The following is a 13043-nucleotide window of genomic DNA, read 5'->3' as shown; positions in this document are numbered from 1 at the left end:
ACTCGACAACTGTCCTATAAATGCCGATGGTATGGCAGAAACTACATTGAGATAGATAGGTGGTTCCCTAGTTCAAAACGGTGTAGTAATTGCGGGCATATCGTTGAAAAAATGCCGTTAAGTGTTCGGCAATGGGATTGTTCTGAATGCGGAACACACCATGACCGAGATATCAATGCCAGCAAAAACATATTGGCCGCAGGACTTGCGGTGTCAGTCTGTGGAGCGAGTGTAAGACCAGAGCAGAGCAAATCTGTGAAGGCAACTGCTATGAAGCAGAAACCTAAATTGTGAGATTTAGGAACCACCGTCCTTCTAGGGCGGTGAGGATGTCAACAGAAGGGAACTCATGATTGAGAACAAAGCGTCTACAATTATACAGATTAACTGTCATTTTTGATTTTTTATTGACACCATGAGCTTCTTATCAAAAACCTTGGGAATGGCGATAATAACCTTAAGCCTATCCTATGGACTCCCCTCCCCAGCCCCAACCCGCGCCCAAACCCCCACCTTTGCCCCCCAAGCGACCATTATTGACGATGGCCGTACCTATGCCTTTGAAGCCGGGCAAGGTGTTTATCGGGTGCTATATAACTACACGGGTAAAAACTGGACTCATGCCGATGTAGCTCCCATTCGCATCAATACCGATCGCCCGATCGCCATTTTACCCATTCAGTACACTAGAAACTCCATGCAACCAGGAGCCAAAGTCGATGATTACCATGTGGGACTCTATTGGAATACCGTTACCGCCAATGAACTCTATCAACGGTTAAACGCCCTCGGATTTTATGTCCTGGTTCCCACGATTCAAATGTATGGGGAAAATCTCGACGGGTTTCAGGCTTTAGAACACTATATCGCCGGTGTCCATAAAGGCAACCGCAATGTACAAACCCTAATTCTAACTGCCGATGCCCATGTGGTCAGCGAAGCCAACCCCTTTCCGGGGGCGCAAATGCTCGTTACAGGGTTGCATCGGCGCGATCGCCAATGGGAAAATCGTATTCAAGCTAAACTGCAACCCTTTTATCAACAGCAAGGTTTACGCAACATTGGCCCCAGAGTTCGAGGCGGAAAAAGCGATCGCGAAGGTCACTCCCTCGCTTGGCATCCCCTCATTGAACGAGCTGCCGAATATAATCCCCATGTCGCCATCCTAGAAGTTGCCCAAGCTAGGGAAATTATCGCTAAAGTTGGATCTTGGGAAAGGGCAACCCAATGGGCTGCTCCCGTATTTGATGCAGTAGCCGCAGCCATGGCAGAACAAGCTTGTGTAAATGGGGCAAACCTTCCCCAAGTTTGTTGGGATGCAACTGATTAACCCATTACCCATTCCCCATTCCCTATTCCCCATTACCCATTACCCATCATGCGATCGCAGTGGCAAAACCTCTTAGAAAACCTCGGCATTTGGGACGGTTCCTTTACCCAATTCTCCCCCTTGGGCATCCTGGAAAAAGATATTCCTACCGTGGTTACCCTGGAAGGCAAAAATAATAATCAAACTGTTTATCAAACCGTACAACGGTTTCCCCCAGGGGAAACCCCGCCCCCCCTCCTAGAACTCGAATACAGCAGTCTCCATCGCAATATTCTCTTTTTTGACAATGGTGCTTTTTCCCAAGGCAGCGCCCACTATAACCCGGTGGCTACCTTTGGCGGTGAATTTGGCTTCATTCACCAACAGCGTCGTCTGCGCTTTGTCATTCTCTATAAAAATGGCTATCTTGACCAAATTACGCTGATTCGGGAACAACTGCGAGGAACAACCGTTCCTGAACGTCCCCCGTTAACGGTCGATCCACTTTTAGGAACTTGGCAAGGAGAAGTGGTTACCCTGTATCCCGACTTACGCCCCCCAGACTACAGTAAAAGTACCCTATCTGTCTCACGAGAGGGCAATCAAATTTATCAAACCCTTAAGAGCGGTGAGTTTTCCCTAACTTCAAAGGCTATCCTGGAGGGTTCGAGGTTGGAGTTTTCTGGAGGATATCAACCGGTGCAAGTTCTCTTACTCCCGGATGGGGGTTCAACGACTAGCCCAGTCAAGCTAGAATCTGGAAAACCTTTCTTTTTGGAAGTGGGATGGTTACTCTCTGAGAGCGATCGCCTGCGATTAATTCGCCGCTACGATCGCCAGGGAGCTTGGCAGAGTTTAAGCCTGGTTACTGAGAGGAAAACCCCTTCTTCCCTATAGCAGGGAGTCCATTAGGGTCATGAGGCTGATGGCGGTTTCGCTAGGAGGGTTTAGGGCATCGGTAGTTTGCAGATGATGTTCTAGGAGTCCTTTGAGAGAAATGAGTTTGAGGCTATTTTCGGCTAGGGTTTCGGCGATCGCCTCGGCAGCCGGTAAATATCCGATCGCGCCTAAATCTGACAAAACGGCTCGGCGCAGTTGCAGTTTATCGCCTTCCAGGGCAGCCTTGAGGCGATCGCCATATTTCCGGTCTCCGGTTAACTGATAGAGAGCGCGGGCGGCTCCATATTGTTCAATTTCTAGGGGATGATTGAGGAAGGGTTCAATCTGGGGAATAGCTTCTTGAACGCCTAAAATGCCCAGGGTTTCAATCACCGCATTGTAGGGTTGAGCCAGATGGGGACAACCGGGGATGGGTTGAGCCGCTTCGAGTCCTCCAGCCAGCAGGCTTAAAAGTTCGGGAATAGCGGCTTCAAAGTGGGGGCGATCCAGGTCTGCTCCCAGTTCTCCTAGGGCTTGGGCTGCCGTTTCCCGGACATAAAAATCGGCACAGTGGAGGCATTCAATTAAAGGGGGAATGACCCTTGGTTCGGCCAGTTTTCCTAGGGCGCGGGCGGCATTGCGTCGGAGAGCATAGCCTCCTTCCGGAGTGCGATCGCTTTCATCTTCTAAAGCGCCCACCAGCGCCTCAATAGCTTCCGGTTCTTTGACTCTGAACCGTCCCAGCCACCAAGCGGCATAATATCGTTCTCCTCGGTCTCCCTGGAGTAGATTCGCGATCGCCCGATCTACAGTCAGTTGAGGAGCTTCAGGGCTTTCTGAGGGAGCGTTAATCATGGCTGAGGTTAAACACAAGAGATTTAAACACAACTGTGCCCGGAACTCCAAACAGATGTCAGCTTTTGACATTCACCTGTCTAGAGTTCCGGGCCCTATCGTTTAAGCAATGACTAGCTTAAAGCATTGATGGCATAGTCAATGTAGCTATTAGCAGCGGTAGCACCGTCTCCAGTCAAACCATGGTTAGCTTTGATGTGCTTCAGCGCTTCGATGTACCAACTGGGGGACAATTCAAAAGTCCGGTTGATTTCATCGATACCAGCAATCAGATACTCATCCATGGGGCCAGTACCATTGGCAATTAAGCAGTAGGTAACCATCCGCAGGTAGTAACCGATGTCACGGGCGCACTTGTCTTTACCCCGTTGATCGGCAGCGTAGTTAGCTCCCTGCATTTGGGTGGTGTAAGGAAACTTGTTATACACCGCTTGGGCTGCTCCCTGAACAAGCTGGTCTTTTTTCTGAGTCAAGGTTTTAGCCGCATCGATGAACGCTTCAGCTTTTTGGAAGCGACCAAAAGCGGTTTGGATTTCACTGTTGCTGAGAAAGCGACCTTGGGAGTCAGCAGCCGCAACTGCTTCAGTCAGAGGTGTTTTCATGGTTGATGTATCTTCCTACGAGTTGTTTTGCAAGGGTTTCAAAAATAGAAATTTGAAGCAGAATCGAGACCCAATTGGGTCTATCTTCACCAATGGTTAAACTTAGCCTACTGCACTAGCTGCTTTGTCGAAGTATCCAGCAATTTCAGATGCTAGAGCAGAGCAGTCTCCAGGGGTGATTCCATTGCGGTCGTTAACAATGGCGATCGCTGAATCTTTCATTTTGCTTACGCCTACAGCTACGGAAGCACCAGGAGTTCCTAGAGCTTGGTAGGTTTCACGCAGACCATTGAGACAACGATCTTCGAGAACACTGGCATCTCCAGCGAAGATAGAGTAGGTTACATAACGCAAGATGATTTCCATATCGCGCAAGCACGCAGCCATACGACGGCTGGTGTAAGCATTTCCACCAGGGGCGATAAGCTGGGGTTGTTCCGCAAACAAGGCGCGAGCTGCGTCAGCAACGATGGTGGAAGCGTTACCGGTGATGCGGTTAACGGCATCCATGCGTTTGTTGCCATCAGCGACCATGGCCTTCAGAGCGTCGAGCTGGCTATCAGAGAGGTAATCGCCTCTAGCATCAGCCTGAGAAACCACCTTTGTGAATGCATCGAACATTGACTAAATCTCCTATTTAAGTAGGTCTAGATTCTGATTAAAGAATCTGTTCAACAAGTGCAAGCTGGTCAAGCTACCGGGACAGACTTGAACAACAGCTCCAAAACCATGAATTTGGAATTCTCGATTCAGTTTACCTGATATCGGGATGAAGTCAAAAGTCTCAGACTGGTTTGAGAAATCTGAGAAACTTCGGGCTTCGGATGAGAACGCCAAAAAGCACTGTAAATTGGTGCTTTGGTTCTGGTCGGACTGTTTTTTTGCCCTTCACTTAACTCTTATACAATGATGTTGAGTCTTTATTTGTTACATATTATTAAGATTCTCATCTCCCCCATCCGCGATCGCACTTGGGGGGCCGATCCATGGAAAAATCCCAGGACAAGGGAGTTACGCCCTATTGCTGGGGCTTTTCTTTTCCAGGGTGAACGCGATCGCCAGGGACACAAACCTCTCCAGATAATCTGCCTGAATTACCCCTGTTTTTAGGTCTTCCCGGCTTCTGGGTTATCGATACAAAGCTTAATTTCTATTTACAAAACTTCATATTTTACCCGTCCCCATTCTCTCTTTCCCTTGCCAGCGCTCACCTTACCCCTTACTCCCTAACGTTTGTTCCAAATCGAACAAAAATCCATGAATGTATTCCTCCGTCCACTCCGAGCCATAAAACCGTGTAAACATTCCCCTGGCGGGATCTTTCTCCGCCCGATAGCGAACGTATCTCAACTGAGCCTGTTTAATTTGTAGCAACTCTTCTGGATTCTCAACCGGTTGAGCCGCTTGCACCAACTTCACATAAGCCGACAAGTAATCCTGGAATGCGGCAAAGACGCGCTCTTGAACCACTTCTGTTTTTTGGGGACGAGTCCATAAAAAAGCTGGCGAGAAAAAGGGTTGAGCGTCTTCGGGAAAATCTCCCCCCCAAGGTAAATGCTGTTTATGGCTCTCAAACAGGGGCAAAATGGGCTGGGTGTATTTTTCCTGATAGGAGGGGTCATCCCGAAACAGGGGCTGCATATCCAAGGCAATCAGATGGCCTCCGGGTAAGGTGACTAAATCCGCGCCAAAAAAGGGTAAATCGTAGTTGAGACGGGGAAAAATGACAAAATTGAGAACCTGTAGGGCCTCCCCTCCCTGGACATGGGCGGCGCGAATTTGACGGAGTTTGTCCGTCTGAAACCCCTTGCTAGTCGTTAATACCTCAGATTGACGCTGGCCTTTACCGACAGTGGCTTGTTTTGATTCAAAGCCTGGGGGAATGGGATAGGGTTGTAGGTCTAGGTGTTCTTGGAGATAGGCGATCGCATACTCCAAAAAGGGTTGATATAAACGACTCACCATAGGAATTCTCTCGATCCTGCTTATTGGACGCTCACGGCTAAAGGCTTGGCTCCATCGAACAAAAACTCATATAAAAACCGCTCTGACCATTCATGGCCAAAGTAGCTACTAAACAAGCCGGATGCCGGGTCGCGATCGGCACTATACTGGTCGTAATCGTGTTGGGCTGTACGAATTCTCTCCATGGCTGTCGGAGCGGTTAGGGGTTGAGCTAGATCGAGCAACTCCCAATACAAACTCAAGTAATCTTTATAGGCCTGAAACAGCTTTGTTTGTACCGTTTCGGCATCGGTTTTGGCAAACAAGAGATAGGGGGAGAAATATTGATTGGCATCATAAAACTTCATTTCTAAGTTTTGGGCCAAATTGCTGTAGCGATCGCGCACCCCCTTCATGGGTTCAATATAGGTTTTAAGATAGTCCGGATGGCGAAACAGGGGCTGAAAATCCATCACTACTAATATTTTATGTTTCCCAAACGAGAGAAAATCAATGCCTAGCAGGGGTAAATCATACTCATAACTGGGATAAATCACACTATTAAAGACCTGAGACGCTTCGCCCCCATCAATATAAGTGTAGCGAATTTTTCGCAATTCAGGACATTGATAGCACCAACTTTGAATGGTTGCCGGATGCTTCCCACGGGTACTCACCTGACGTTCTAGACCGGGCGGAATCGGTTGACTTTGTAAATCGAACCGCTTAAATAATTCCTGTTCTAAAAAATCCATAAAAGGTTTATACATAAAATCCGGACTCATCCACACGACTGTTAAACCCTAAGAGTAGAACAGATAAAACAGCTCTGTCTCAGCTATGATCTACAAAGACACAATCCTTAACACTTCTAATATAACAACTTAAGCCGGTCAGGAGTGTGGTTCAGGGACGAGGGGAAAGCTCTGAAAATTCGTTCCTTTCCCCATCGTCTCAGAGTTATCCTAAACGAGTTTTAGAGGCAATGCGGGTTTTTTTGCGCTCTTGCTCGGAGAGTTCGTCCCCAGCTTGCAGACGGGTGGCACTTTCTTGCAGCACGGTGGCAGCACCCCGATCGCCCATTTGCAAGGCAGTTTTCGCTGCGGTTTGTAACAAGGTGGCTGCTCCCTGGCGATCGCCTGCTTTTAGTTTGGTTTCCGCAATTTGGGTTTGCCGATATTTGGCCAGGGTTAACATATGGGACTGTACTTGAGGATCGGTTTGCGGTTGGTATTCTTCTGTCACCGTTGCTGTTACCTCCACGGGCGCAGACTCTAACCCCTCTGCTCCTAATCCTGGATTATCATAAATCACTTGTACCGTGGCGATCGCCTGTTCCCCTAGGGGCAATTGACCGATATATAAATTCGCTAACACAACCCTGGGCTGATCCTTCATTAAATCCCCTAACCGTACCTTAATTCCTTCTCCTTCCGTCTGTACGGTTAATTCTATAGTATCCGGAGACACTTGAGCGATCGGTTTGAGTTCCGCCAAACGCACGGCCGGATTTAAGGATAATTTCAGAAACCCATTGGTTAAGCCCACAGACTGCACCCGGTCAAACAGCCGCGAGAACGACGCGATCGCCTCTTCTGGGTGTTCAATATAAGACAATGTGCCACCGCCTGCATCCGCCAACTGTTCCAATACATCCTGATTCCAATGGGCCCCAAATCCTAGAGTATTAATTGTTAATTTATACTCGGTTGCCAGGGATGCTAATTTGAAACAGCGATCGTTATCGCCATGTTCATTTTCCCCATCCGTGAGCAGAAAAACCTGGGACACCGCATCCTGTTTACCCTTGGCAATTTCTTCAATTCCCAAACGCATTCCTTCATCAATGGAGGTTCCCCCATCCGCTTCTAGGCGCTCAATTAGCTTCGTGAGTTGTTGGCGATCGTCCACCCCCTGATTAGCAATTAACACCTCAGCATGATGATTAAACGTAATCACTGACAGGCGATCGCCCTCCTGCAAGCGTTCAATCACCTTAATGGCGGCCTGTTTCACCGTTTTCAGGGGTTGACCCGCCATGGAACCACTGCGATCGAGAATTAAACACAAATTTAACCGCAGATTCTGCGATCGTGCTTCTGACTCCTTGGCCGATATCGAAACCGATAATTGCCGTTGTTGACTCGTTTGTGTGGCTTCTAAGTGGCGATCGCTCAACAGAGCCTCTAAACCAACTTCCATAACCTTTTACCATAGACTACAACTTACCATTTTAGTCGGGGAATGGGGAGAGCGTGGGACGCAAAACAGTAAAATCAGGTTGGGCTTTACGAACTTCAAACCGGGAAGAATGATATATTTAAAGTTATCAAAGCATAGACCCAACCTTTATGATGCCTAATGACCTATATAAAGGCATATCTAATTTTTATAATGCCTTGGTTCAACGGAATCGAGATTATAAAGCAATTGCCACCGATCTCATCGACCTTTTCGGTAATGCCACAACTATTTTAGATGTGGGAATTGGAACTGGCTTACTTGTAGAGCAAATTGTTCAGTTACGACCCGATCTTGAGGTGGTTGGCATAGATACCAGTTCATCTTTACTGGCTCAAGCTAAACAATGCTTAGGTTCTAAAGTTACCCTCTACTGCGAAGATATCAGCAACCTTCATCTTATGGTTTCTGGATGAGAAGCATGGCTATGAGACGATTGATAGTAAGCGAAAATTGGTCATTGCTGGATTTCAATTGAGAGAAATTGCACAGCAGATTCTTGATGATTATGGGATGACGGTGCTGATACCTGTGTTGAGCAAAATCAACCACCAAGTTTATCTGGGTCAGAGAATGGATATTCATGACCTACAAGTATCTAGAATAGGAGAATATCCAGACTACGCGCAATTCCTAACTGCTTATCAGGAGCGATGCCGATTGCTCTCTGGCGTGTTCTATGGTAGCTGTTTTTTCGCCGGATCAATCATTGCAGGACAACCGGATGATTTGCTCTATGAAATGGGGGCTATTTATGGAGCTGCAACCCAAGCAGCGAATGATTTTGGTGATTTTGCTCTCCCGGTACAGCGCCTCTCAAAATTGGAAAAGCCCTATCAGGATCAATTTTCTGATTTTATTAATGGAAAGTTAACACTCGCTGTTTATTTAATGACTCAAAGGGCCAATTCTCAAGAACGCAATCGACTGGAGGAATTGAGGTATAAAGGGATCGAGGAAAATGAGTACCGCGAAATTTTAGGCATACTGGTGAATAAGGGAGTGTATGGAGATTGTTTAGCTTACCTGAAGCAAGAACACAAGCGATGTAAGCAGATGCTCTACACTAAAGAGAAGACAATCCACCGAGACTTGATTGCTTCAATTCTGGTCAGAATTACGTCTAACAAATTTCTCTCACAGCTTAGGAAAAATATTGAGTTGTTCCAAGTGGGTCAAGTTGACATTAACCACAAGTGTCTAGGGGTTCAAACGTGATGTTGAGGAGGTAGAGTTGATGCTGCTCTGTGGCTTCAAATGTTTGGGTTTTGACTGCCTCTAATGCCGCCTGATTTAAGAGAGCATATCCTGTGCTTTGAATTAACTTGGCTTCTCGTATAATTTCGCCTTCGGGATTCACTAATACGCCAATGGTGGCTCGTCCTTGCAATTGGCTTCGACAAGCAAGTTCGGGTAGGGGCAAGTTTAACTCTTTCTGTTTCCAACCGGAAGTATTGTCTTCATTTTTATACCGATCGGGAATGTTGTTAAACCAGGATTCGAGGGCGGCGGTGGCTTCTTGATCGCTGGTTCCTTGTGGATTATAGGCGATCGCCTCTCGCAAGGCTTGAATTTCTGCTAACAGGGGGTCGTCAGGTTCGGGGATTTCCTCTGGTTCGGGGATTTCCTCTTCTGGAGGCAGGGCAGTTACGGGGGTTTCTTCAGGTTCTGGGGTTTCCTCTTCTGGGGGAACAGCAGCCACGGGAGAGGATTCTGGTTCTGGGGTTTCTTCTGGTTCTGGGTTTTCTGAGGCTTCGGCTTGTTGGCGATATTGTTCTTGCCGACGACGCAAATCGGCGATCGCCGCCTCTGGTATTCTATCCGGTAATACACCCGGTTCTGTCGGCTCTGGCGGTTGCGGTTCTTCTCCTGTGGGTTCTGGAGGTTGGGGAGGTGGAGGCGTTTCGGTGTCCTCTTCTAGATTCCGTGCCAACCGATTAATCTCTAAATCCAGATCTTCTGGAGGCAGCACGGGCAAAGGATTAGCATCATCATAAACCGGAGGACTCGACGGGGGCGGGGGTAAGGTGGGGATAACTAATGGCTCTCGGTACGGAGGAGTCGAAGAAATGGGGGGCAGTTGCAAAACCGGAGGCGGGGGTAACTCCAGAGAAGCGCGAGGTGGAGGTAAGACAAAAGAAGACGGATTTTCGGCACTCGAACGACTAGCCGAACTATTTGCTGGAGGGTTGGTAACGGGTTGTTGTGGTTGCCACGCTTCCGGATTAATCGGGGGTAGAGTCAGTTGGGAGGGGCTATTGAGATCGGGTAAGCGCTGTAATTGTTCGGGAGTCAGTTCCACTAAATCAACGGCATCGAGGGAGGTGCGCGGACTGCCACTTCTGATGGGGATGTTAATCCACAATAGACCATGAAAGGCAACGGAGGCGATCGTGGCAATCCAAAAGGGTTGGAGAGCGGGTTGGCTCTGTTGGGGAAACAGGGGAGAATACGTCATGATAGTTGTTTCAGGGTTGGGTGGGTCGGAACTGCCCTAGTTTACTTTTACAAGCCAATGTATTGCGATCCTAATCTATTAGCAATCGGTTCCACCATGGACAAGAATAACTAGGAAACCCGCTATACTACAGATCTTGGCTAGTTCAACGTAATTTATTGTGCAACCGGTTGATTTTACTACTTTGATGGCCCTTTGTGCCGATTTGCGCGATCGCTGGTTACCGGCTCGCTTAGAGCAGGTGTTTCAACGCGATCGCTTTATGCTATCCCTTGCCCTGCGGACGCTTCAGGGGCGGGGATGGTTAACGCTCTGTTGGCATCCGCAAGCGGCCCATTTAGCCATCAGTAGTCCTCCCCCAAAAGCACCGGATACGTTTACGTTTAGCGATCAGTTGCGCCATCAACTCAATGGGTTGGCTCTGGTTTCTATTACCGAAATTGCTCCTTGGGAGCGGGCTGTTGATTTGCAGTTTGCCCAACGACCGGGCGATCCGATTCGCTGGCATTTGATTGTGGAGGTGATGGGGAAGTATAGTAATGTGATTTTGCTCAATCAGGAGCATACGATTGTGACTGCTGCCCATCAGGTGAGCGAGCAACAGTCGAGTGTGCGCCCGATCTTAACCGGACAACCCTATGTGAATCCTCCAGCTTTGAAAAATCGGATACCTAGTTTAGAAGAGTCGTTCAGTGCTTTTCGGGAGCGAGTTGGCTTAGTTCCGGGGCCGCTGAAGCGGCAGTTATTGCAAAGTTATCGGGGGTTAAGTCCCCGGTTGATTGAGTCTTTCTTATCGGGAACGGCGATCGCTCCCCATCAACCGACGGATAGTTTAACTGAGGCAGATTGGTCTCTGCTGTATGAGCGGTGGCAACATTGGTTACAGAATTTGCACAAGGGCAGCTTTACGCCGGGATGGACGAAAAAGGGTTATACGGTGATGCCTTGGGATCGGGTAGAGGGGGTTGAGTCCGTACAAAATTTAATCAGTGAGTATTATACCGAGCAGCTCAATCGGCAAAAGTTTAGTCAATTACACCATCAATTGCAGCAAAAGGTGCGATCGCTCTTAGGCAAGCTCCATCAAAAAGCGCTCCTGTTCCGAGAGCGGTTAAATCAGTCCCAGGATGCCGATCGCGATCGCTATTTAGCCGATTTATTGATGGCTCACTTGTATGAATGGCAACCGGGAATGGCGGCGATCGAACTGGCCGATTTTGAAACCGGAAAACCGGTTAACATTCCCCTCAATCCCGAAAAAAATGGCGTACAAAATGCCCAAGCCCTCTACAAAAAACACCAAAAACTCAAGCGCTCTCAACTGGCGGTTCAACCCCTCTTAGAAGCAGTCGAAGCCGAACAGCGCTATCTCGAACAAGTGGAAACTACCCTGCTGCAACTCTCGGAGTATGGCACGGCTGAGGATTTATCCACCCTCGAAGAAGTGCGCGAAGAATTAATTGAACAGAACTATTTAGACTCTCCAGATGCTGACTCCCAACGGAGTGCCAACCCCTCCCAACCCCATCGTTACCAAACTCCGAGCGGGTTTGAAGTTCTCGTTGGTCGTAATAATCGTCAAAACGATCGCTTAACCTTTAGACTCGCAGGAGCTTACGATCTGTGGTTCCATACCCAAGAGATTCCCGGAAGTCATGTGTTGATGCGAGTCGATCCGGGACAGGTTCCCGATGCTGAAGACCTCCAGTTTGTGGCCAATTTAGCGGCCTATTATAGCCAAGGACGCTATAGCAAGCAGATTCCGGTGGTTTACACCGAACCGAAATCGGTGTATAAACCAAAAGGCGCTCAACCGGGAATGGCGATTTATAAACATGAACGGATTCTTTGGGGATGTCCCCAAGATGCCGTTCTAGAAGTATAACCCCGATCTTTGATTATAAATAGTTATCAAAAGGGAAACCGTTAAGTATGAACTTTTATTAAAAAAAATCGTGTTCCCTGTTACAATTGGTAAAGAGAGACAAAAGAGACCGATTCCTCCTCGTGTTGTGGGAACGCGCAGTCAGGATTTTCGGAAACGACAATTGATATTGATGATATCGATTCAATGCCAGCTAGGTTCTAGCTGGCTTTTTCTCATGGTGGGGAGATGGGGGTAACCCGATCGCCGCCCGATAGTCACCGGATTTGCCGCCCGTTTTTTCGATTAAATGGATGGATTCGATGGCGATCGCCTTATCCAGAGCTTTAGCCATATCATATAGAGTCAGAGCAGCAATAGAAACCGCCGTTAATGCTTCCATTTCCACCCCCGTTTCGGCCGTGGTTTTGACGGTGGCTACAATTTGATAACCGGGTAACTGGCGATCGGGTTCAATCTCCACTGCAATCTTTTGCAGGGGTAGGGGATGACAGAGGGGAATGAGTTGGGCAGTTTGTTTAGCCGCCATAATTCCTGCCAGTTTAGCCGTGGCGATCATGTCGCCCTTGGGGGCATTCCCGGCTAAAATCGCCTCTAAGGTTGCCGGTTGCATTCGCACTTGTCCACCGGCGATCGCCTTCCGAACCGTTGATTTTTTTTCAGAAACGTCCACCATCTGCACTTCTCCGGACTCATTGACATGGCTTAATCCGGAATTAGAACAATTTTCTTGTGTCATAAGCAATAAATGTGTTATATTGGTTTTCTAGACAGTTAAGGGCTTGTAGCTCAGTGGACTAGAGCACGTGGCTACGGACCACGGTGTCGGGGGTTCGAATCCCTCCTAGCCCGTCTAACTTAAACCCCCAT

At 48.2% G+C, this 13043-nt stretch carries 14 protein-coding genes and 1 tRNA gene; 7 read left to right on the top strand and 8 right to left on the bottom strand.

The genetic code is table 11. The annotated features are described in order from the left end of the window. The 3 genes from PJF56_RS22185 to PJF56_RS13390 form a co-directional block, all read left to right on the top strand. A partial coding sequence (locus PJF56_RS22185) for an RNA-guided endonuclease InsQ/TnpB family protein (protein WP_347179540.1) occupies positions 1 to 294 on the top strand: 294 nt, incomplete at its 5' end. A 121-nt stretch (positions 295 to 415) separates the two neighbouring features. Continuing rightward, entirely contained in the window at positions 416 to 1330 is a 915-nt protein-coding gene (locus PJF56_RS13395; RefSeq protein ID WP_283763185.1) for a hypothetical protein, read from the top strand. A gap of 48 nt (positions 1331 to 1378) precedes the next feature. Beyond that, a complete protein-coding gene (locus PJF56_RS13390) occupies positions 1379 to 2206 on the top strand; it encodes a DUF3598 family protein (protein ID WP_283763184.1) in 828 nt (275 codons plus the stop codon). On the opposite strand, the gene cpcE is transcribed toward PJF56_RS13390, so the two are convergent. From cpcE to PJF56_RS13360, 6 genes are all read right to left on the bottom strand, one after another. Further along, a complete protein-coding gene (gene cpcE / locus PJF56_RS13385; RefSeq protein WP_283763183.1) occupies positions 2201 to 3043 on the bottom strand; it encodes a C-phycocyanin alpha-cysteine-84 phycocyanobilin lyase subunit CpcE in 843 nt (280 codons plus the stop codon). The two genes, PJF56_RS13390 and cpcE, sit on opposite strands and share 6 nt — an antisense overlap. A gap of 113 nt (positions 3044 to 3156) precedes the next feature. Continuing rightward, entirely contained in the window at positions 3157 to 3645 is a 489-nt protein-coding gene (gene cpcA, locus PJF56_RS13380) for a C-phycocyanin subunit alpha (protein ID WP_283763182.1), read from the bottom strand. A gap of 102 nt (positions 3646 to 3747) precedes the next feature. After that, positions 3748 to 4266, bottom strand: coding sequence for a C-phycocyanin subunit beta (cpcB, locus tag PJF56_RS13375; protein ID WP_283763181.1), 519 nt, complete (start codon positions 4264 to 4266; stop codon positions 3748 to 3750). A gap of 591 nt (positions 4267 to 4857) precedes the next feature. Beyond that, positions 4858 to 5610 carry a phycoerythrobilin:ferredoxin oxidoreductase gene (locus tag PJF56_RS13370; protein ID WP_283763180.1) on the bottom strand — a complete coding sequence of 251 codons (753 nt, stop codon included), beginning with the start codon at positions 5608 to 5610 and terminating at the stop codon, positions 4858 to 4860. A 20-nt stretch (positions 5611 to 5630) separates the two neighbouring features. Next, the gene (locus tag PJF56_RS13365) at positions 5631 to 6359 is read right to left on the bottom strand and encodes a 15,16-dihydrobiliverdin:ferredoxin oxidoreductase (RefSeq protein WP_283763179.1); all 729 of its coding nucleotides are present in this window, start codon (positions 6357 to 6359) and stop codon (positions 5631 to 5633) included. Positions 6360 to 6549: 190 nt separating this feature from the next. Further along, entirely contained in the window at positions 6550 to 7791 is a 1242-nt protein-coding gene (locus tag PJF56_RS13360) for a vWA domain-containing protein (protein ID WP_283763178.1), read from the bottom strand. Between the two features lie 152 nt (positions 7792 to 7943). On the opposite strand from PJF56_RS13360, the gene PJF56_RS13355 reads away from it, so the two are divergent. Continuing rightward, positions 7944 to 8246, top strand: coding sequence for a class I SAM-dependent methyltransferase (locus tag PJF56_RS13355; protein ID WP_283763177.1), 303 nt, complete (start codon positions 7944 to 7946; stop codon positions 8244 to 8246). A 37-nt stretch (positions 8247 to 8283) separates the two neighbouring features. Further along, complete coding sequence (locus PJF56_RS13350; RefSeq protein ID WP_283763176.1) at positions 8284 to 9048, top strand: polyprenyl synthetase family protein; 765 nt, start codon at positions 8284 to 8286, stop codon at positions 9046 to 9048. On the opposite strand, the gene PJF56_RS13345 is transcribed toward PJF56_RS13350, so the two are convergent. Beyond that, on the bottom strand, positions 9017 to 10288 hold the full coding sequence (locus PJF56_RS13345; RefSeq protein ID WP_283763175.1) for an energy transducer TonB: 1272 nt from the start codon (positions 10286 to 10288) through the stop codon (positions 9017 to 9019). The genes PJF56_RS13350 and PJF56_RS13345 overlap by 32 nt on opposite strands. A 160-nt stretch (positions 10289 to 10448) precedes the next feature. On the opposite strand from PJF56_RS13345, the gene PJF56_RS13340 reads away from it, so the two are divergent. Further along, on the top strand, positions 10449 to 12173 hold the full coding sequence (locus PJF56_RS13340; protein ID WP_283763174.1) for an Rqc2 family fibronectin-binding protein: 1725 nt from the start codon (positions 10449 to 10451) through the stop codon (positions 12171 to 12173). 193 nt (positions 12174 to 12366) lie between these two features. On the opposite strand, the gene moaC is transcribed toward PJF56_RS13340, so the two are convergent. Continuing rightward, positions 12367 to 12912: a cyclic pyranopterin monophosphate synthase MoaC gene (moaC, locus tag PJF56_RS13335; protein WP_283763173.1), complete on the bottom strand. Its 546-nt coding sequence runs from the start codon at positions 12910 to 12912 to the stop codon at positions 12367 to 12369. Positions 12913 to 12951: 39 nt separating this feature from the next. Here moaC and PJF56_RS13330 point away from each other — a divergent pair. Continuing rightward, positions 12952 to 13025 (top strand) — tRNA-Arg (locus tag PJF56_RS13330). Positions 13026 to 13043: the final 18 nt, after the last annotated feature.

This window comes from Roseofilum halophilum BLCC-M91 (assembly GCF_030068445.1).
Taxonomy (GTDB): domain Bacteria; phylum Cyanobacteriota; class Cyanobacteriia; order Cyanobacteriales; family Desertifilaceae; genus Roseofilum; species Roseofilum halophilum.
Note: the sequence above shows the minus strand (reverse complement) of the source record. Positions and strands in the feature narration are given on the sequence as shown.

Excerpts from the sequence above, each read along its gene's own strand:
- PJF56_RS13370 (WP_283763180.1), bottom strand. The coding sequence starts at position 5,610 with ATGGTGAGTCGTTTATATCAACCCTTTTTGGAGTATGCGATCGCCTAT.
- PJF56_RS13345 (WP_283763175.1), bottom strand. The coding sequence starts at position 10,288 with ATGACGTATTCTCCCCTGTTTCCCCAACAGAGCCAACCCGCTCTCCAA.
- cpcE (WP_283763183.1), bottom strand. The coding sequence starts at position 3,043 with ATGATTAACGCTCCCTCAGAAAGCCCTGAAGCTCCTCAACTGACTGTA.
- PJF56_RS13355 (WP_283763177.1), top strand. The coding sequence starts at position 7,944 with ATGCCTAATGACCTATATAAAGGCATATCTAATTTTTATAATGCCTTG.
- PJF56_RS13365 (WP_283763179.1), bottom strand. The coding sequence starts at position 6,359 with ATGTATAAACCTTTTATGGATTTTTTAGAACAGGAATTATTTAAGCGG.
- moaC (WP_283763173.1), bottom strand. The coding sequence starts at position 12,912 with ATGACACAAGAAAATTGTTCTAATTCCGGATTAAGCCATGTCAATGAG.
- PJF56_RS13390 (WP_283763184.1), top strand. The coding sequence starts at position 1,379 with ATGCGATCGCAGTGGCAAAACCTCTTAGAAAACCTCGGCATTTGGGAC.
- cpcB (WP_283763181.1), bottom strand. The coding sequence starts at position 4,266 with ATGTTCGATGCATTCACAAAGGTGGTTTCTCAGGCTGATGCTAGAGGC.
- PJF56_RS13360 (WP_283763178.1), bottom strand. The coding sequence starts at position 7,791 with ATGGAAGTTGGTTTAGAGGCTCTGTTGAGCGATCGCCACTTAGAAGCC.
- PJF56_RS13395 (WP_283763185.1), top strand. The coding sequence starts at position 416 with ATGAGCTTCTTATCAAAAACCTTGGGAATGGCGATAATAACCTTAAGC.
- cpcA (WP_283763182.1), bottom strand. The coding sequence starts at position 3,645 with ATGAAAACACCTCTGACTGAAGCAGTTGCGGCTGCTGACTCCCAAGGT.